The sequence below is a fragment of the Clostridium sp. CAG:265 genome, from assembly GCF_000436575.1.
Lineage (GTDB): Bacteria > Bacillota > Clostridia > Clostridiales > Clostridiaceae > Clostridium > Clostridium lentum.
Map to the genome: position 1 here is coordinate 1 of NZ_FR886581.1, position 19367 is coordinate 19367.

The 19367-nt window shown below is 28.5% G+C and carries 15 protein-coding genes, 3 tRNA genes and 1 other annotated feature; of the genes, 16 read left to right on the top strand and 2 right to left on the bottom strand.

Going from position 1 to position 19367, the window contains the following annotated elements; genetic code table 11:
- Window positions 1–148 precede the first annotated feature (148 nt).
- From Q5O29_RS01295 to Q5O29_RS01340, 10 genes are all read left to right on the top strand, one after another.
- The gene (locus Q5O29_RS01295; RefSeq protein WP_022211223.1) at window positions 149–652 is read left to right on the top strand and encodes an HDIG domain-containing metalloprotein; all 504 of its coding nucleotides are present in this window, start codon (window positions 149–151) and stop codon (window positions 650–652) included.
- Window positions 653–667: 15 nt separating this feature from the next.
- On the top strand, window positions 668–1177 hold the full coding sequence (locus Q5O29_RS01300) for a transcription repressor NadR (RefSeq protein WP_022211224.1): 510 nt from the start codon (window positions 668–670) through the stop codon (window positions 1175–1177).
- An 18-nt stretch (window positions 1178–1195) separates the two neighbouring features.
- Window positions 1196–2608, top strand: a complete 1413-nt coding sequence (locus tag Q5O29_RS01305) for an NAD(P)/FAD-dependent oxidoreductase (protein ID WP_022211225.1) — start codon at window positions 1196–1198, stop codon at window positions 2606–2608.
- Window positions 2609–2619: 11 nt separating this feature from the next.
- Window positions 2620–2853: a DUF1667 domain-containing protein gene (locus Q5O29_RS01310; protein WP_022211226.1), complete on the top strand. Its 234-nt coding sequence runs from the start codon at window positions 2620–2622 to the stop codon at window positions 2851–2853.
- Between the two features lie 69 nt (window positions 2854–2922).
- Window positions 2923–3121, top strand: a binding site (T-box leader).
- 57 nt (window positions 3122–3178) lie between these two features.
- Window positions 3179–4456 carry a serine--tRNA ligase gene (serS, locus tag Q5O29_RS01315; RefSeq protein WP_022211227.1) on the top strand — a complete coding sequence of 426 codons (1278 nt, stop codon included), beginning with the start codon at window positions 3179–3181 and terminating at the stop codon, window positions 4454–4456.
- Window positions 4457–4811: 355 nt separating this feature from the next.
- On the top strand, window positions 4812–5654 hold the full coding sequence (locus Q5O29_RS01320) for a Rossmann-like and DUF2520 domain-containing protein (RefSeq protein ID WP_022211228.1): 843 nt from the start codon (window positions 4812–4814) through the stop codon (window positions 5652–5654).
- 2 nt (window positions 5655–5656) lie between these two features.
- A complete protein-coding gene (panB, locus tag Q5O29_RS01325; protein WP_022211229.1) occupies window positions 5657–6484 on the top strand; it encodes a 3-methyl-2-oxobutanoate hydroxymethyltransferase in 828 nt (275 codons plus the stop codon).
- Window positions 6485–6498: 14 nt separating this feature from the next.
- The gene (panC, locus tag Q5O29_RS01330) at window positions 6499–7344 is read left to right on the top strand and encodes a pantoate--beta-alanine ligase (protein ID WP_022211230.1); all 846 of its coding nucleotides are present in this window, start codon (window positions 6499–6501) and stop codon (window positions 7342–7344) included.
- A 17-nt stretch (window positions 7345–7361) separates the two neighbouring features.
- On the top strand, window positions 7362–7748 hold the full coding sequence (panD, locus tag Q5O29_RS01335) for an aspartate 1-decarboxylase (RefSeq protein ID WP_022211231.1): 387 nt from the start codon (window positions 7362–7364) through the stop codon (window positions 7746–7748).
- Between the two features lie 156 nt (window positions 7749–7904).
- Window positions 7905–7995 (top strand) — tRNA-Ser (locus Q5O29_RS01340).
- 198 nt (window positions 7996–8193) lie between these two features.
- Here the strand turns inward: Q5O29_RS01340 and Q5O29_RS01345 are convergent.
- Complete coding sequence (locus Q5O29_RS01345) at window positions 8194–9141, bottom strand: methyl-accepting chemotaxis protein (RefSeq protein WP_022211232.1); 948 nt, start codon at window positions 9139–9141, stop codon at window positions 8194–8196.
- A gap of 235 nt (window positions 9142–9376) precedes the next feature.
- Between Q5O29_RS01345 and Q5O29_RS01350 the strand changes: the two genes are divergently transcribed.
- The 6 genes from Q5O29_RS01350 to addA all read left to right on the top strand — a co-directional run bounded on the left by Q5O29_RS01350 (window position 9377) and on the right by addA (window position 18474).
- Window positions 9377–9467: transfer RNA gene (locus Q5O29_RS01350), tRNA-Ser, on the top strand.
- Window positions 9468–9499: 32 nt separating this feature from the next.
- A tRNA-Ser gene (locus Q5O29_RS01355) sits at window positions 9500–9590 on the top strand.
- Between the two features lie 128 nt (window positions 9591–9718).
- Window positions 9719–10657 carry an ROK family protein gene (locus Q5O29_RS01360; RefSeq protein ID WP_022211233.1) on the top strand — a complete coding sequence of 313 codons (939 nt, stop codon included), beginning with the start codon at window positions 9719–9721 and terminating at the stop codon, window positions 10655–10657.
- Window positions 10658–10781: 124 nt separating this feature from the next.
- Window positions 10782–11306: a GNAT family N-acetyltransferase gene (locus tag Q5O29_RS01365; protein ID WP_022211234.1), complete on the top strand. Its 525-nt coding sequence runs from the start codon at window positions 10782–10784 to the stop codon at window positions 11304–11306.
- A gap of 3 nt (window positions 11307–11309) precedes the next feature.
- Entirely contained in the window at window positions 11310–14747 is a 3438-nt protein-coding gene (gene addB, locus Q5O29_RS01370) for a helicase-exonuclease AddAB subunit AddB (protein ID WP_022211235.1), read from the top strand.
- Window positions 14734–18474 carry a helicase-exonuclease AddAB subunit AddA gene (gene addA, locus Q5O29_RS01375; protein ID WP_022211236.1) on the top strand — a complete coding sequence of 1247 codons (3741 nt, stop codon included), beginning with the start codon at window positions 14734–14736 and terminating at the stop codon, window positions 18472–18474. Before addB ends, addA begins: the two co-directional genes overlap by 14 nt.
- 18 nt (window positions 18475–18492) lie before the next feature.
- On the opposite strand, the gene Q5O29_RS01380 is transcribed toward addA, so the two are convergent.
- On the bottom strand, window positions 18493–19367 hold an 875-nt coding region (locus Q5O29_RS01380), incomplete at its 5' end, for an HD domain-containing protein (protein ID WP_302631556.1).

Consider the following 19367-nt stretch of genomic DNA (forward strand, 5'->3'; position numbering starts at 1 on the left):
GCACGCAGGGGGTCAAGAGTTCGAATCTCTTTATCTCCACCATAAAAGTTACGATTTATATCGTAACTTTTTTTGTTATATAAATATTTATTTAGTAAATATTTAATGTTATTATTAAATTAAAAGCAAACATAAAGAGGAAATATATATGTTATATAGAGTTAAACAATTTTTATGGGCAATAGGGTCTAACTTTAAGGAAATAGATTATAAATATGTAGATAAATTTTTAGACTCTAAAGAAAAAGAATTATTTAATAAATTAAAACATAATGAGAAGCATCATAGTATAAGGGTATGTAAAGATGCAATAAATATATCAAAAGAAAAAAATATTAAAATAGATGATAAAATAATTGGGAAGATTTCATTACTTCATGATATAGGTAAAGGAGAACATAGTTTAAATATATTTGAAAAATCTATATTAGTTATTTTAAATAAGATAACTAATGGAAAGTTACGAAGATTAGATAATATAAAAAATATAGATATCTATTATAATCATGGAGAAAAGGGAGCAACATTATTAAAAGAATATAATAAATATGATAAGGAATTTTTAGAAGCAATAGAATTTCATCATAATGATAAATTTTCTGGTAATAATAAATTGCTAGATATAATAAGAGAAAGTGATAATAAGAACTAGTTTTGAGGTGGAGCAATGACAGCTAACGAAAGAAGAGAGGAAATAATAAGGAATCTAGTTAAAGAAAAGAAAGCTATAAAAGGCTCTGAATTAGCAATATATTTTAATGTTACGAGGCAAGTAATAGTAAAAGATATAGCAATCTTAAGGGCAGCAGGTAAAAATATTATAGCAACGCCTGATGGATATATGATAAATGATAATTTAGATAATAGAATAAAGTCAGTTATAGCAGTAAATCATACTGAAGATGAAATGGAAAATGAATTAGAGATAATTGTAAAGTATGGTGGAATAATAGAAGATGTAATTGTTGAACATCCTTTATATGGAGAAATAAGAGGTATATTAAAAATAAAGAATCTTAATGATTTAAATAAATTTACAGGCTATTTTGAAAAAATAGATGCAAAACCACTATCAGCATTAACTAATGGAGTTCACCTTCATACCATATCAGCAGATTCAGAAGAAAATATGGAACTTATAAAGAGTGAATTAAGTGAAAAGGGATTTATTTTATAGAATAGGGGAAATTAAAATATGGATTATGATGTTTTAGTATTAGGAGGAGGAATCATAGGTTGTGCTGCAGCATATGAATTATCCAAATATAATTTAAATATAGCAGTAATAGAAAAGGAATATGATATAGCAGATGATATATCTTTTGTTAATACTGCTATAGTTTATGATGGATCAGAGACATCTAATAATGTTATGTCAGGCCTAGAGTATATTGGAAACACTTTATTAGAGAATTTATGTAGTAGATTTAATGTTCCTTTTAAAAGAATTGGAGCATTGAGAGTAGTAAATGATGATAATGGCGTACTTAAGCTAAAAGAAATGTATGATAGAGCTGTTAAGAGAGGTATTGATGATATATGCCTAATTAATGGTGATGAAGTTAAAAAGATAGAGCCTAATATAAATACTGATATAAAAAAAGGACTATACTCAAAAAATGTTGCAATTGTAGCACCATATGATTTGGCTATTGCTTATGCAGAAGTAGCATCAGAAAATGGTGTTAACTTTAGATTAGAAGAAGAAGTTTTAAATATAGAAAAAATAAATAAGGGATTTAGAGTAGCTACCAATAGAAATAAATTCACTTGTAAAGTAGTTATAAATACTATTGCAGATGAAATATATATAAATGAAAAAGGTGTTGTCAAAGAAAAGATTTCTGAAGCGGAAGAAGATAGCTTTAAGAATATGTCATATATATTAGTTGATGATAAATATAAAAATAAATTAAATAATGTTGTAACACAGACCTTTGATAAGGATACTTTTGTTGTTTCTACACCAGTTATTAATGGAGGTTCTTTAATTGGTGTAAAAAGTAGTGAAAAAACTAGTTTAGAAGATAATCTAAGCTATGTTGGAGTAATGCTGAAGGACTTAAATAAGAGTATTATAAATAATTTATTTAGAGAGAGCTATGATAAGGATTCAATAGTTGTAGATGATAGTGAGATAGATAAAGGATATATAAGTATAATAGGAACTCATTATGGTAAGATAACATTAGCACCAGCTTTAGCAAAGATGATATGTGATACTCTTACTAATAATTTAAATTGTACATTAAAGAAAAATTTCATTGATAAAAGAAGAGATTTTTATAGATTAAGACAAATGAATAGAGAAGAATTAAATGAAGCTATTAAGGTTGATGGAAGATATGGAAAGATAATATGCAACTGCAACAATGTAAGTGAAGGTGAAATTGTGGATTGTATCAGAAGACCTTTGGGTGCTAGAACTGTAAAAGGTGTAAAAAGAAGAACTGGTGCAGGTTTTGGTAATTGTCATGGTTCATATTGCAATGAAAAGATAATAAGCATATTAGCAAGAGAATTAGATAAAAAGATAACTGATATAGTAGATGATTCAAAAAATTCAAAAATAATATATAGTAGAATAAAAGAGTTTAAAGATATATAGAAGGGGAAAGTATGGATAATAAAGAGATATTCACTTCAGTAGTCAGAGTAAAAGGTAGTGAAAGATATAAGGTTATTCCGGTGAAAAGTAGTGCAGAAGTAGAAAAAAGCAAATGGATACAGTTATCAAAAGTCATCAGTAGGCTTTATGTAAGTGTTCCTATTAAAAAGGGAAGTATAATATGTAAAAATATATTGAATACAGGCTTAGATATAATTTGTACAAAAGATATTTTATCAAAATAAAGTTAATATATGGAAATATATTGACAGAACATATATTATTATAATATATTAAAGATAATAATATATTAAATTAAACCGTTGAAAAGGCTAGTAATAAAATAAGTAATTTCAGAGAGTTAGTGGTTGGTGAGAACTAATATGATTATTTTATGAATCCACCTTGGAGGGACTGTGATGAGCAGTACGGCATTGTCGTTAAAATATATGAGTGGATAATAAGTTACTTATTATCAATTAGGGTGGTAACACGGAGTCTTTCGTCCCTTTATAGGGAGTAGAAGGCTCTTTTTTTATTAAAAAATTTATTATAAATATGGAGGATATTATGCTAGATTTAAAATTTGTAAGAGAAAATCCAGAGATAGTTAAAGAAAACATTAAAAATAAGTTTCAAGATCAAAAGCTTCCTTTAGTTGATGAAGTAATCGCATTAGATGTTGAAAATAGAAAAGCACAACAAGAAGCTGATGCTTTAAGATCAAACAGAAAGACACTTTCAAAACAAATTGGAGCATTAATGGCTCAAGGAAAAAGAGAAGAGGCTGAAGAATTAAAGAATAAAGTTAATGCTCAAGCTACTGCTCTTGCAGAATTAGAAATTAAAGAAACTGAACTTCAAGAAAAAATAAGAAAAATTATGTTAGTTCTTCCTAACATCATAGATCCAAGTGTTCCAATAGGAAAAGATGATAGTGAAAATGTAGAAGTTGAAAAGTTTGGTGAACCAGTAGTTCCAGAATTTGAAATACCTTATCACACAGAAATAATGGAAAAATTAAATGGTATAGATTTAGATAGTGCTAGAAAAGTAGCTGGTAATGGATTTTATTATTTAATGGGAGATATTGCTAGATTACAATCAGGAATACTTTCTTATGCAAGAGATTTCATGATTGATAGAGGATTTACATATTGTATACCTCCATTTATGATTCGTAGCGAAGTTGTTACAGGTGTTATGAGCTTTGCTGAAATGGAATCAATGATGTATAAAATAGAAGGTGAAGATTTATATTTAATAGGAACTAGTGAACATTCTATGATTGGTAAGTTCATTGATACTATAATAAAAGAAGAAAATCTTCCTCAAACTTTAACTAGTTATTCACCATGTTTCAGAAAAGAAAAGGGTGCTCATGGAATTGAAGAAAGAGGAGTTTATAGAATTCATCAATTTGAAAAACAAGAAATGATAGTTGTTTGTAAGCCAGAAGAAAGTAAAGAATGGTTTGATAAGTTATGGAAGAATACAGTAGATTTATTCCGTTCATTAGATATCCCAGTTAGAACATTAGAATGTTGTTCAGGAGATTTAGCAGATCTTAAGGTTAAATCTATAGACGTAGAAGCATGGTCTCCAAGACAAAAGAAATACTTTGAAGTTGGAAGTTGTTCTAATTTAGGTGATGCACAAGCTAGAAGATTGAAGATTCGTGTAAATGGAGAAAAAGGAAAGTACTTTGCACATACTTTAAATAACACAGTTGTTGCTCCACCAAGAATGTTAATTTCATTTTTAGAAAATAACTTAAATGAAGATGGATCAATAAATATTCCAGAAGCATTAAGACCTTACATGGGTGGAAAAGAAGTAATAAGATAATAAAAGTAATATAAAGAGGGATGTAGCATTAAGAATAAATACTACAATATATTGTTTAATTTTTATTTTTTAAAACAATATATTGTGTATAAAAGCTTTAGTGCGACAGCCCCCTTTTTTATGCATAAAAGAAATTAAAGTTAGTTATACCAGTGGATTTTATATTTAATAAAATAGAAATTAAGTATCATACAATAAATATTGACAAATTTTAGAAATATGATAGATTTAATACGGGTGGTATTTTAATTAAACCGCACCTTATATATTTGAAAATTTAAAGATTAAAAGAAATAGCTCATATCAATTTTGAATGAGACTAATTACTATCATGCTCTTTTAGGGGGTGATAATTATGAAATTTGGATTTATTGGAGCAGGAAAGGTTGGCTTTTCCTTAGGAAAATATCTAAAAGAAAATAATATAGACTTAAATGGGTACTATAGTAAGAGCAAGCATTCAGCTAAAGAAGCTGCAATCTTTACAGGTACCAAAAAATATGACAACTTAGAAATGTTAATTGAAGATAGTGATGCTATATTTATTACAACACCTGATAGTGAAATACAAGGAGTTTGGAATAAAATTAATAGGTTATCAATCAAAGATAAATTGATATGTCATTGTAGTGGCTCTATTTCTTCAGAAATCTTTTCAAATATAAATAATCATGGTGCCTATGGTTATTCTATTCACCCAATGTTTGCTATTTCAGACAAATATAATTCTTACAAAAATTTATCTCAAGCATTTATTACAATTGAAGGACACAATAAACATATTGAATATTTTAAGCATCTTTTTTCTAGTTTAGGAAATGATGTAGCGATTATTTCAAAGGAAAATAAATCACTTTATCATGCTGCATCAGTAACAGTTAGCAATCTTATATTAGGGTTAATTAACAATGCAATTAATTATCTTGAAGATTGTGGATTTACAAAAGAAACAGCTATGAAAGCACTTTATCCATTAATAGAATTTAATTTAAAGAACATTAAGGAGAAAGGGGTTATTGATAGCTTAACAGGACCAGTAGAAAGAGGTGATTTAGTTACTGTTATTAATCATTTAAATGTTTTGAGAGAAGAGGATAAGGAATTATATAGATTATTATCAAGAAATATATTAAAAATAGCAAAAGTAAAAAACTTAAATAGGGATTATAAAAATTTAGAAGAATATTTGGGAGAATGATTATGAAAAATACAGTAGTTACTTTTAAAGAAGCTAAACAAAAAAATGAGAAACTTTCTATGCTTACGGCATATGATTATTCAACAGCAAAAATAATTGATGAAGCAGAGATAAATGGAATTTTAGTAGGGGATTCTTTAGGAATGGTTTGTTTAGGGTATGAAGATACCTTATCAGTTACAATGGAAGATATGATACATCATACTAGTGCAGTAACTAGAGGTGCTAAAAATACTTTAGTGATTGCAGATATGCCTTTTATGTCTTATCAGACATGCGTTTATGATGCTGTAGTTAATGCAGGAAGACTAATTAAAGAAGGACGAGCACAAGCAGTTAAATTAGAAGGTGGAATTGAAGTTTGTGACAAAATAGAAGCAATAGTAAAAGCATCAATACCTGTTATGGGGCATATTGGATTAACGCCACAATCAGTTAATGCATTTGGTGGATTTAAAGTTCAAGGAAAGGATGAAGAAGCAGCTAAAAAACTTATTGAGGAAGCTTTAGCAATAGAAAAGGCAGGAGCTTTTGCAGTTGTATTAGAATGTGTTCCAGCTAAATTAGCAGCAATAATAAGTGAAAAATTATCCATTCCAACAATAGGAATAGGAGCAGGAGTAAATTGTGATGGTCAAATCCTTGTTTATCAAGATATGTTAGGATTATTTAGCGATTTTACACCTAAGTTTGTTAAAAAATATGAAAATTTAGGTGAAAAAATGAATATAGCATTTAGAAAATATATTGAAGAGGTTAAAGATGGAGTTTTCCCAGCAGAAGAACATTCTTTTAAAATAAGTGATGAAGTAATTGAAAAGTTATATTAAAAGGGGAAGAAAAAATGAGAATTGTAGGAAAAATAAATGATGTAAGAAACCAAGTAAAGGAATGGAAGAAGCAAGGGTTAACAGTGGGCTTTGTTCCAACTATGGGATATTTACATGAAGGTCATGAAAGCCTTATAAAAAGGGCTTATGAAGAAAATGATAAAGTAGTTGTAAGTATATTTGTAAATCCTATGCAATTTGGACCAAAAGAAGATTTAGCAAGCTATCCAAGGGATTTAAAAAGAGATAGTGAAGTATGTGAAAAGGCTGGTGCTGATCTTATATTCCATCCTGAAAATGAGGAAATGTATTTTAATGATTTTTCTACATTTGTAGATATGAATGGATTAACAAAAGGGTTATGTGGTAAAAGCAGGCCTATACATTTTAGGGGAGTATGTACTGTTGTAACTAAGTTATTTAATATAGTTTCTCCAGATAGAGCATATTTTGGAGAAAAGGATGCACAACAATTAGCTGTAATTAAAAGGATGGTTAGAGATTTAAATATTGATATTGAAATAATAGGATGTCCTATTATAAGGGAAGAGGATGGCCTAGCTAAAAGTTCAAGAAATACTTATTTATCATTAGAGGAAAGAAAAGCAGCTACTATTTTAAATAAGTCATTAAAGTTAGCTAAGGAAAAAATTCAAAGTGGGGAAAGAAATGCAGTTAATATAATTGAAGTTATAGAAAATAATATTAAATCTGAAAAATTAGCTAAAATTGATTATATAGAAATAGTAGACAGTAATTCATTAGAAGAAGTTAAAGAAATAAGCAAATCTATATTAGTTGCAATAGCAGTATTTATAGGTAAAACAAGATTAATAGATAATTTCATATATGAATTATAGCAAGGGGAGAAAAAACAATGAAAGTGAATATGTTAAAGGGTAAGATACACAGAGCAACAGTAGTACAAGCTGAATTAAACTATGTGGGAAGTATTACAGTTGATAAGGATTTATTAGATGCAGCTGGAATATATGAGTATGAAAAGGTGCATATTGTAGATATAGATAATGGGGCTAGATTTGAGACATACACTATAGCAGGTGAAAGAGGAACAGGAATGATTTGTTTAAATGGAGCAGCTGCAAGATGTGTACAAGTTGGAGATAAAATAATATTAATGGCTTATTGTGATTTAGATACAGAAGAGGTAAAGAATCATAAACCAAAGGTTGTCTTTGTAAATGAAGAAAATAAAATTAGTAGAATTACTAATTATGAAAAACATGGACAACTTTCTGAATAATAAAATATTAAAATATCTTTAGACAATATGATGAATTTAGAATAATGTTTTTATTCTAAATTCATCATTTTTTATGTATAAAATTAATTAAAAAAATTTTTTTGAAAAAGTGTTGACATAATATATTACATGCTGATATAATAAAAAACGTTCCGAGGAGAGATGGTCGAGTTGGTTTAAGGCACCGGTCTTGAAAACCGGCGTGCGTGTGAGCGTACCGTGGGTTCGAATCCCACTCTCTCCGCCAAAGCAATTAACTGAAGTTAATTGCTTTTTTTAATGTATGAGAAGCTAGGGTCTATACATTAATGCTAGTAGTTATGTTAATTTTTTCAGTGTAAGCCTTTAGAATAGGAAAATTAATATAACATACTATTTATATTCAAATAATTACAAAAAAGATAAAAGTAGCTATTATAGCTGCTTTTATCTTTTAATATTATATTTATTTTAAAGAAGAGTTTACATCTTTAATAATTTTGTTTAATTGTTTCTCTAATATTTCTGATTTATTTATATTTGAAACTAAGCTTTCATTGATATTCTTTATTTTAGAGCTTACGGAAATACCTATTTCATTAGATTTATTTAAATTAATAGATTGCTCATTAAGTGTTGAAATAAGTCTATGTACATTAGAATCTGTTAATAGAATATTTTCTAGAGATTCATCTAAAGTTTTAGAAGCATTAATTGTTATATTAACACCTTTTTCAACTACATCATTGCTTGTTTCAGAATTTTTAAGAACAGCATCTGTTTCAGTTTTAATTCCACTAATTAAATTAGATATATCTGTAGTGTTTTGTTTAGTAATTTCAGCAAGCTTTCTTATTTCATCAGCAACAACAGCAAATCCTTTTCCATGTTCACCAGCTCTAGCAGCTTCAATGGCAGCATTTAAAGCAAGAAGGTTAGTTTGGTTGGCAATATTGTTAATTATATTAGTAATATTGCTTATTTCATTGTAACTATTCACCAATTCTTTAATACTTTTATATGTTTCTTCATTTTGCTTTTGAAGAGTTTCAATTATTGTTACGATATCAGAAATAGCATTTTTGCTATCCTTTGATTTATCAACAGCAATATTAGTACTTTCTAAAAGAGAAGTTGTATTAATATTGATAGTTTCAGCTAGGTTACTCATAGTATTACCTAATGATTCTATTTCATTAATTTGTTTATTAGCAGTATTTACTATATTTTGTAATGCTAAGTGTTCTCTATTAATTTCATTATGTTTATCAATAGTTTCAGATAATGATTTTGTTGTTGCTTTTATAACTTCAATAACAGTATCTGATTTTGAAGGAGTTTCTTTTATTTGAGTTTCCGTAGTAATTTTAACAGTATCTGTTGTAGGGGCTGTTTTTTTCCTTGAAAATAACATAATATACCTCCAGTAATATTTATTTAAATTATTATATTGAATGTCTTATATTAAATAGTCGGAGAAAAATACATTAAAGTTTATAATTAGAAGAAATTTAATTTTATTAATAGTAAATTAAGGAAGGAAAAAAGGGATAAAAGCTCAGTAAAAATCACATTTTAAAAAAAAGAAAAAAATTTAAAAAAAAGTGTTGACACTTATATGGAGTGGCTGATATAATAATCATTGTCAAGGAGAGATGGTCGAGTTGGTTTAAGGCACCGGTCTTGAAAACCGGCGTGCGTGTGAGCGTACCGTGGGTTCGAATCCCACTCTCTCCGCCACATAACTTTAAAATTAAAGTATGAAGGCACATGGAGAAATACTCAAGTGGCTGAAGAGGCGCCCCTGCTAAGGGCGTAGGTCGGGCAACTGGCGCCCGGGTTCAAATCCCGGTTTCTCCGCCATAAGACATCTAATATTATTTAGATGTCTTTTTTGTTGTTTAAGAATACGCAAGTTTGTAATTGTAAATATTAACAGTAAATGTTATACTTTTCATGTGGTGCTATCAGGTGAAAAGGAGAGATTTATTATGTCAAAAAAATATGTTGTAGGTTTAGATTTAGGTGGAACTAAGATATACACAGCTTTAGTAGACTTAGATGGAACTATAATAAAAGAAAAAGTTGTAGAAACGTTAGCTTTTGAAGGCGAAGAAGCTGTTATTAATAGAATGATGGATACAATTGACTATGTAATAGAGGGAACTGATAAAGAATTAATAAAGGCTATAGGAATTGGTGCTCCAGGTGCTTTAGATTTAAAAGAAGGAATTGTAATGGAATCGCCAAATCTTCCATTTGAAAACTTCGAATTAGTAGGAAAAATAAGAGCAAAATATGATTTACCAACTTACTTAGATAACGATGCAAATGTTGCAACATTAGGAGAGTATAGATTTGGAGCTGGAAAAGGTACTGAAAATATGATTTATATGACTGTAAGTACTGGTATTGGTGGAGGTGCTATACTTAATGGTAAAATATTTAGAGGAAGTACAGGAAATGCTTTAGAAATCGGTCATACTACAATATCTCAAGAAAGAACAAGATGTGGATGTGGAAATTTAGGGTGTGCAGAAAGCTTAGCATCAGGAACTGCCATAGGAAAAAGAGCTAAAGAAGCTGTTAACTCAAATGCGGAAACATCATTAAAAAATTATGATGATGTAACATCAAAAGAAGTATTTATAGAAGCTGCTAAAGGTGATAGGGTAGCAAAGGAAATTTTAAATACGTCATTAACTTATTTAGGAATTACAGTAGCTAATGTTATTACAAGCTTTGATCCAGAAAAAGTTGTTATTGGTGGAGGCGTAATAAATGGTGGAGACATTGTTTTAGAAGCTATTAAAGAAGAAGTAGCTAAAAGATGTATGAAAGTATTTGTTGATTCATGCTCAATAGAAAAAGCCAAATTAGGTGGACAAGCAGGAGTTTTAGGAGCTGCAGCTTTAGCTATAATGGAATAGATATAATTATATAAAAAAATTGCTTTAAGACAATTAATAACTGTTTTAGAGCAATTTTTTTGTACATAATTATCATAAGGAGTATTATTAAATGAGGAAAAGAGAGCTATGAGGGGATGTTAAAATGATATATGGTAAAGGGTTATATTTAAGGGAAGTAGTTAAGGAAGATATAGATAGAGCTTATGAATTATGTGTAAATGACGATGTATTAAAATATGATGGTGGATATACTTCCTTTGCATCGAAAGAATATATAAAGGAAAATTATAAATATTTTCAAATGAGATCAAAGAAGAATTATGCCATAGTAAATACTAAGGGAATTATGGTGGGAATAATATCATATAGAAAATCTAATTATGTTAGTGATGTATATTATATAGGCATATGCATAGGAAGAAAATATTGGAGAATGGGGTATGGCGAAAATAGCATTAAAGCCATGCTTAGATATCTCTTTAAAAATAAAAAAGCTCATAAGGTAGAATTAGAAGTAGTTGAGGATAATATAGCAGCAATTAATTGCTATAAGAAATGTGGATTTATTGAAGAGGGAAAAAGGAGACAGAAATATTATTTTAAAGGAATATATTTAGATACTGTTTTAATGGGCATATTGGAAGAAGAATATAAAAAAAAGGAGTAAGAAATGGGCATAAGATTTATTTTTGGTAGAGCTGGTTCAGGAAAAAGTGAATTCTGCTTAAAATCTATAGATAAAAAAATAAGAGAATGTGATAAAGATAATAAACTTATATTATTAGTACCAGATCAGTATACATTTCAAAGCGAAAAGAAGCTATTAGAGCATACCGGTGAAAAATCACTTCTTAGGGCAGAGGTATTAAGCTTTAAGAGAATGGCAAACAGAGTTTTTGATAGAGTTGGTGGACGTACAGAAAATATAATTGAAGATTCAGGAAAAAACATGCTTATTTATAAATTATTAAAGGAAAATATGGATGATTTGCATTACTTTAATAAGATAAGTAGAAAGCAAGGCTTTGTAGGAGTGGTATCAAAGACAATAACAGAGTTTAAAAAGTACAATATTGCAGAGGAAATTTTAATAAATAAAAAAGAAGAATTAAATGAAGGTGAGTTAAAGGATAAAATCAAAGATTTGTCTTTTATTTATAATAAATTTAATGATAATTTACATAAGAATTATATAGATTCAGAAGATGTATTATCACTTTTAGCAGAAAAATTAAAAGAAAGCCAAATGTATAGAGACGCAGAAATATGGATTGATGAATTTACAACCTTTACTCCTCAGCAGATGGAAATAATAAAGATTTTGGCTAAGAGATGTAAGAGAGTCAATATAACTTTATGTAGTGAAGGTAAAAATGATGAAGAAACAGATATATTTGATGCCATTAAGAATACAGAATATAAGATTTTAAAGTTAATGGAGGAAAATAATATTCCTTATGAAAAACCTATTAATTTAAATAAAGACATTCCATATAGATTTAAACAAAGTGAGGAACTTGCTCATATAGAAAAACATTTATTTACTTATCCATTTAAAACATATAAGGGAAAAGTTAAGGATATCAGGTTATATAAAGCTAATAATAGCTATAGTGAAATGGAATGGGTTGCTCAGGATATAGTAAGGTTAGTAAGAGATAAAAATTATAGATATAAGGATATAGCTGTTGTATGTAGGGATATTGATAGTTATGATAAGATAACTAGCGTTATTTTTAATGAATATAACATTCCTGTATTTTTAGATAAAAAAAGAGAAATATTAAGTAATCCTTTAGTGGTGTTAATTTTATCAACTTTAGAAATATTAATATCTAATTGGTCATATGAAAGTGTATTTAAGTATGTTAAGAGTGGACTAATCAAATTAGATAGAGAATTTATTGATAAGTTAGAAAATCATATACTACTTAATGGTATAAGGGGTTATAGATGGACTGGTGAGTTATTAAAAGAAATTGAAGAGCCAAGTAAAGATGAAATAGAAATTGCCGAGATAATGGAGGAAATAAGAAGACCAATAATTAATTTATATAGAAAAGTTGGCAATGAAAATTCAGTAAAAGAATACTGTATAGCCATATACGAATTGCTTGTGGAAATAAATGCTCTAGAAACCATAGATGAATGGATTGATGAATTTGAAAAAATTGGTTTACAGGATAAGGTAAAGGAATATAGTCAGGTGCCTCAAATTGTTATGGATATATTAGATCAAGCAGTTGAAGTATTAGGTGATGAAGTAACAGATATAAAAACTTTTGCTAGAATTCTTAGCTCAGGTTTTGAAGAACATGAAGTAGGTGTAATACCTATGTCTTTAGATCAAGTAAATGTAGGAGATATTGCAAGAATAAAAGGACGTGAAGTAAAAGCATTATATATAGTAGGAGCTAATGATGGAGTACTACCGTCAGCTAATAAAAATGAAGGAATATTGTCTGATGAAGATAGAATTGAATTAAAAGAATTAGGTATAGAAATAGCTTCAGATACTAGAAGTAGAATTTTTGAAGAACAATTTATGGTGTATACTGCCTTAACTATTGCATCAGAATATCTTATGATAACTTATCCAATGGCAGATTTTGAAGGAAAATCGCTAAGACCTTCAATAATCATACCAAGAATGAAAAAGATATTTAGAAATCTACAGGAAGAAAGTGAAATATATAATATAAATATTAAAGAAGATAAGTTTAATAAGATAACTGCACCAATACCTACTTTTAATGAAATGGTAACTGCCATGAGACGTGAATTTGAAAAAGAGGAAATTGAGGATTACTGGGTGCAAGCATATAAATGGTTTGAAGAAAGTGAAGAATTTAAATTGAAATCGGATGTGATATTTAAGGGGCTTACTTATTCAAATTTAGTGGAAAATATACCAAGGGATTTAATTAAAAAATTATATGCTGATGATAATGGACGATTTATGTTTAGTGTATCAAGATTAGAAAAATATGCACAATGTCCTTTTAGCTATTATATACAGTATGGACTTAAGGCAAAAGATAGAAAGATATATGAGTTTACAGCACCAGATTTAGGAGCATTTATGCATGATATATTAGATAAATTCACTAACAAAATAAAGAAAGAAAATATAGCTTGGATTGATTTAGATAAAAATAAATGTGCACAAATTGTTAATGAATTAGTGGATACTAAGCTTAAGAATGAGGAAAATTCTATATTAAATAGTAGTAAAAAGTATCAATATTTTGCTGGTAGATTTAAAAGAATAATAACTAAATCTGTGGTGGTAATATCTGAACAAATGAAAAAAGGAGAATTTGATATATTTAAAAGTGAATTTGATTTTGGTGACTTTAAAGATTCTGAACCTATAACATTAGAGTTACCATCAAAGGAGAAAGTATATCTTAAAGGAAGAGTAGATAGAATTGATAAGGCAGTAATTGATGGTGAAACCTATATTAGAATAGTTGATTATAAATCAGGTTCTAAAACTTTCGATTTAAATGAATTATATTATGGATTGCAGATACAGTTATTAGTTTATTTAGATGCCATACTTAAAAATTCACAACATATCTTACATGAACAATGTATGCCAGGAGCAATATTATACTTTAAAATTGATGACCCAATAATAAAGTCTAAGAAGGCATTAGAAGATGATGAAATAAAAGATGAGGTATTAAAGAAATTAAAGATGAATGGGCTTTTATTAAAGGATGCCAAGTTAGTTAAGGCAATGGATAAAGATATGGAGACTTATTCACTTATAATACCTGCTACCTTTAAAAAAGATGGTGATTTTTCTAGCACAAGTTCTGTAGTAACAGAAGAACAATTTGAGATATTAAGAAAATATGTTAATGATAAGATGGTTGAATTATGTGATGAAATGCTTAGTGGTCAGATAAAGATTGAGCCTACAAAGTCATTAAAGGTAACTTATTGTGATTATTGTGACTATTCATCAATATGTCAGTTTGATACATCCATAAAAGATAATAAATATAAAGTGCTCCTAAATAAAGATAAAGAAGAAATATGGGAGTGTATGAAAAATAGAGTTGAATATCAAAAGGAGGATAATAATGTCGGAAACTAAATGGACAGATGAGCAGCAGCAGGCAATAGATACAAGAAGATGTAACCTTTTAGTGGCAGCAGCTGCTGGTTCAGGAAAAACTGCAGTACTTGTTGAAAGAATAATAAAGATAATAACTAATGAAGAAAATCCAGTAGATATAGATAAATTATTAGTTGTTACATTTACTTCAGCTGCAGCTGCAGAAATGAGAGAAAGAATAGCAGCAGCTATATCAAAAGCTTTGGAGAAGAATCCAAATTCTAAGAATCTACAAAAGCAGCTTACTCTTTTAAGCAGGGCCAATATAACTACAATGCACTCATTTTGCTTAGATGTAATAAAAAATTATTTTTATACTATAGATTTAGATCCTTCCTTTAGAATTGCAGATGAAACAGAAATAACTCTGATGAAGAATGAAATAATTGAAGATATTTTTGAAGAACTTTATGAAGAAGATAATCAGTATTTTAAAGAATTAGTGGAAGCATATAGCAGTGCAAAAGATGATGAAAAGTTAAAAGATATTATTTTAAATCTTTATAAATTTTCCATGAGTGGACCATGGCCAGAAAGGTGGCTTATTGAAAAAGCAGAGGAATTTAATATAAGTACCTTAGAAGAATTAGATAAGACAAAATGGGTGGAAATATTAAAGGATAATATAAGGGTAGAAGTTAAAGGATTTATCAATATGTATCATAAAGCCATTGAAATAATCAATGATACAGAAGGGCTAGAAGCATATTTAGATACTTTTAGAGGAGATTTAGAATGTTTAAAAAATGTCTATGAATCTTTAAATCATGGTTTAGCAGAGATATATGCAGCTTTAAATGGCGTAGTATTTACTAAATTAAAGACTGTAAGAAAAAGTGCTGTTGCTGATGAAAATGCTCAAGAAACTGTAAAATCCATCAGAGATGCTGTAAAGAAAAAGATAAAGTCATTAACAGAAGATAGTTTTACCCTTACACCAGAAGAGAGTTTACAAGGAATAAAAGATGTATATCCTTATATGAAGGAATTATCAAGAATAACTTTAGATTTATTAAATAAATTCAATGAAAAGAAAAGAGAAAAAAATCTATTAGATTTTAATGATTTAGAACATTTATGTTTAAAGATACTTATTGATAGAGATGAGAATAATAATATAATACCTTCATCTGTGGCAGAGCATTTTAAAGAATTTTTTGATGAAGTACTAGTAGATGAGTATCAAGATTCTAACAATGTACAAGAAACAATTATTGACCTTGTATCAAGAAAAAATGGTGATAATCCTAATGTGTTTATGGTTGGTGATGTAAAGCAAAGCATTTATAGATTTAGACAGGCAAAACCAGAACTATTTTTAGATAAATATAATAGATATCCTTTAGTTTCAGTAGGAAGAGAAAGAAAGATACAGCTTTATAAGAATTTTAGAAGTAGAGATGAAGTTTTAAGAGGTGTTAACTTTATATTTAAAATGGTAATGTCTAATGTTGTTGGAGAATTGGAATATACAGATGATGAGGCATTACATTTAGGTGCTGCTTTCCTGGAAAACAATGATGAAGATTCTGAAGTAGGCGGAAATATTGAACTTCATATGATTGATAAGTCTGGTAATGAAGCTGAAGAAGGGGTAGAGGAAGAACTACAAGAATCAGAAGAAGAAGTAGTAGATGCTATTTCTTTAGAAGCTAAACTAGTAAGTAAGAGAATAAAAGAATTATTTGAAACTAAAGATGGTAAAAGGTTCAAGGTATTTGATAAGGAAACAAAAGTATATAGAGATGTTAAATATAAAGATATAGTGATTCTTTTAAGAGCAACAAAAAATTGGTCGGAAATATTTCTTGATGAGTTAGGCGCTGAAGGAATTCCTGTTTATGCTGATACAGGTAGTGGATATTTTGAATCAATAGAAATAAGGACAATTATGTCTTTATTAAAAATCATTGATAATCCATTACAAGATGTTCCTATGATAGCTGTGCTTAAATCGCCAATAATGGGCTTCACAGCAGAAGAACTTAGTGAAATAAGATTACTTAATAAGGAAAGATATTTTTATGAAATTATCAAAGATATTTATGATGATGAATATGAAGTAAGTGATACTTTAAAAGCAAAATGTAACAAGGTTATCAGTGATTTAGATAAGTGGAGAAATAAAACAATATATACACCAATAGATGAATTTATATGGTACTTATATATGGATACTGCTTATTATGGATATGTGGGAGCAATGCCTAATGGAACATTAAGACAGGCTAATTTAAAGATATTATTCCAGCGTGCTAAGCAATATGAAAGCACTAGTTTTAAGGGATTATTCAATTTTATAACTTTTATTAATAAGCTACGAAAATCTTCAGGTGATATGGGGAGTGCAAAGATTCTTGGGGAACATGAAGATGTTGTAAGAATTATGAGTATACACAAAAGCAAAGGGCTTGAATTCCCTATAGTATTTACTTGTGGAATGGGAAAACAATTTAATTTAATGGATTTAAATAGTTCAATATTGTTCCATGAAGAATTAGGATTTGGTCCTGACTTTGTTAATTTAAAAAATAGAAATTCATATAGCACCTTGGCTAAGGAAGCTATAAAGAAGAGGATAAGACTTGAAACATTATCAGAAGAAATGAGAATATTATATGTTGCTTTTACAAGAGCCAAGGAAAAGCTAATTATTACTGGTGCTACAAGAAACTTAGATAAATCTATAAAAAATTGGGTAAGTGCGGCATCCTTAGATGAAAATATAATATTGCCATCAGAAGTATTAAAAGGAAAGTCATATTTAGACTGGATTGCCATGGCAATTTGTAAACATAGGCATGGGGAAGAACTAAGGGAACAATGTGGTGCATATAGAGACCTTATTGTGAATGATTTTTCTAATTGGGATATTTGCCTGTGGAGAAAAGGAGATATTCTTGGGGATAAAAATTTAGAGCCTGTGGATAAAATTGAAGAAAACACTTTAAATATAACAGCTACTAATATATCTGTGGATAAAGAAATAAAGAGAAGATTATCATATAAATATAAATACGAAGAAGGCTCAATACTTCCAAGCAACGTATCTGTATCAGATTTAAAACGTAAAGATTTTCAGTATGAAGATGAAGCAGAAACTTTAGAAGTATTTAGAGAGAGGGAAATAATTAAGCCTAAATTCTTGCAAGAAGAAAAAGGATTTACTGCAGCTGAAAAAGGAACTCTTATGCACTATATTATGTTAAGATTAGATTTTGACAGAGTAGGCAGCGTATCTGAGATTAAAAAACAAATTGAAGAGCTTGTTTTAAATAAATCATTAACAGAAAAAGAAGCAAAAGTTATTAGATATACAAAGATATTTAGTTTCTTTAAAAGTGAGTTAGGAAAGAGAATATTAAAAGCTCATGAAGAAGGAAGAATGGTTCATCGAGAATTACCTTTCTTTACAGAAATAAGCAGTTTAAATATCAATCCAGAGCTTAATAAGGAAATCTATCAAAATGAAAAGATTAGATTACAAGGAATAATAGATGGATTCTTTAAGGAAGAGGATGGGATAGTATTATTTGATTATAAGACAGATTATCTTGAAGAAGGAAATGAAGAAGAAATTATAGAAAGATATAAGATTCAAATGAAATATTATAAAGAGGCCTTAGAAAAAATCACAGAAAGTAGAGTTAAAGAGATATATCTTTATTTATTTGCTTTAGACAAAGAAGTAGTATTGGAAATTTAAAATATAAGGAGCTTGTGGCTAAGCCATAAGCTCCTTATATTTTTTAGCAAGATTTATTAATTGATCTTTGCAGTTAAGATTTTTATCATCAAGCACAGCTTCTAAAAGCTTATGCAGAATTATGCCTACTTTCTTGCCAGGAAGAAGATTTAATTCAGCAATTAAAGTTTTTCCATCAATGGCTAAATCTTTTAAAGTTAATGGTTCATTATTATCTAAGATAAATTTTGTTCTGCTTTCCATAAAATCAACTTTCTTTAAGAAAGGAATAGGATCCCATAGTGCATTTATATCAGCTCTTTGTAAATCAAATAAAATGAAGATATTTTCCTTACCAACATTATTAATAAGTCTTTTAATTTCACCATCTGTAGGCATGTAAGAAACATTTAAAACAAGGTGATGTTTGATAAGTGCAGATATACTTTCAATAGTTAAATTATCAAATTTAAGGCGCTTAAGTACATGTACCACCATTTTAGCTCCTTCTTCACTATGACCAGGAAAATAATAGTGACCATTAGGTAATGCTGTAATAGTATTAATTTTACCTATATCATGAAATAAAGCAGCTAATCTTAAATTAAGGTTAGTATATGTGTTATCCAAAACCTTTAAAGTGTGAGTAAATACATTCCTATTATGATTATTACAAAGTGGTGTGTAGCAAACAAGGTCATTTACTTCTGGGAGAATTATTGAAAGCATATTAGTTTCTCTCAGCATTTTTATTCCTTGAGAAGGGTTATCAGAAAGTAGAATTTTACATAATTCATCCCTGATTCGCTCACTACTTATATTCTTGATAAACTGAACATTATCTTTGATAGCATTGTAAGTTTTTGTGTCTATAGTAAAGCCTAATTGAGCACTAAATCTTATGGCTCTAAGCA